General features: G+C 67.9%; 1 protein-coding gene. It reads right to left on the reverse strand.

What is annotated here, in order from left to right:
• Positions 1 to 370: 370 nt before the first annotated feature.
• Positions 371 to 1416: chromosomal replication initiator protein DnaA (dnaA, locus tag ABD194_RS19810; protein ID WP_343994709.1), on the reverse strand; the 1046-nt coding region annotated here is incomplete at its 5' end.

Consider the following 1416-nt stretch of genomic DNA (forward strand, 5'->3'; position numbering starts at 1 on the left):
AGTGGCGTCCGGGACCGCACGCACGGCACTGTGCACACAGGTGTGGACAACCCTGTGGATGCACGGTGCAGTCTTGTGGGTTCACGTCGGCGTGTGTTCGTTCTTGTCCGTCCGTCCTCGACGCCCACGGAGGGCTGGTTCTCGGGCACGTCGGGCGCGGGTTGCGGCGCAGGGCGGCGTTGGGGGACACGACCGAGAGAGCAGCCGGCGACACGGCATACGCCATGATCCGGCACGGCACCGACGGCGCTCTCCGCAGCGCGAGCGCGCGGGGACGGGGCTGCGGGCGCCAGAACAGCGCGGACGGCCTCGCGGCGCCCTCAGCAGCGCCCGGGAGGCGTCCTCGCTCCCGCGGCTCGGTGGACCGTCCTCAGTGGGACTGCTGGCGGATCCGGTTGGTCAGCTCGGTGACCTGGTTGTAGATGGCGCGGCGCTCACCCATGAGCTCGCGGATCTTGCGGTCGGCGTGCATGACGGTCGTGTGGTCGCGGCCGCCGAAGTGCTGGCCGATCTTCGGCAGCGACAGGTCGGTCATCTCGCGGCAGAGGTACATCGCGATCTGGCGCGCCGTCACCAGCTGGCGCGAGCGGCTCGACCCGCAGAGGTCCTCGAGCGTCACCGCGTAGTAAGCGGCCGTCACGGCCATGATCGTCGCGGCCGTCACCTGGTTGGGCGTCTCGTTGGGGAGCACGTCCTTGAGCACGATCTCGGCGAGCGGCAGGTCGACGGCCTGGCGGTTGAGGTTGCTGAACGCCGTGACGCGGATCAGCGCCCCCTCGAGCTCGCGGATGTTGGTGCTGAAGTTCGTCGCGATGTACTCGAGGACGTCGTCCGGCACCTTCATCCGGTCCTGGATCGCCTTCTTGCGCAGGATCGCGATGCGGGTCTCGAGGTCGGGTGGCTGCACGTCGGTCAGCAGGCCGGACTCGAAGCGGGTGCGCATCCGGTCCTCGAAGCCCGACAGCTCGCGCGGGGGCAGGTCGCTGGTGATGACGATCTGCTTGTTCGCGTTGTGGAGCGTGTTGAACGTGTGGAAGAACTCCTCCTGGGTCTGCAGCTTGCCCTGGAGGAACTGGATGTCGTCGATGAGCAGGACGTCGACGCTGCGGTAGCGGTTCTGGAACGCGCTCGCCTTGTCGTCGCGGATGCTGTTGATGAAGTCGTTGGTGAACTCCTCTGAGTTCACGTAGCGCACCCGCACGTTGGGGAACATGGTCCGCGCGTAGTGGCCGATGGCGTGCAGCAGGTGGGTCTTGCCGAGACCTGACTCGCCGTAGACGAAGAGCGGGTTGTACGCCTTGGCCGGGGCCTCGGCGACCGCGACCGCCGCCGCGTGGGCGAAGCGGTTGCTCGCACCGATGACGAACGTGTCGAAGGTGTACTTCGGGTTGAGGCGGGTGTCCCCCGGGGAGCTCG

Origin of the sequence: Terrabacter terrae (genome assembly GCF_039529575.1) — a bacterium.
In the GTDB taxonomy this organism is placed as follows: domain Bacteria; phylum Actinomycetota; class Actinomycetes; order Actinomycetales; family Dermatophilaceae; genus Terrabacter; species Terrabacter terrae.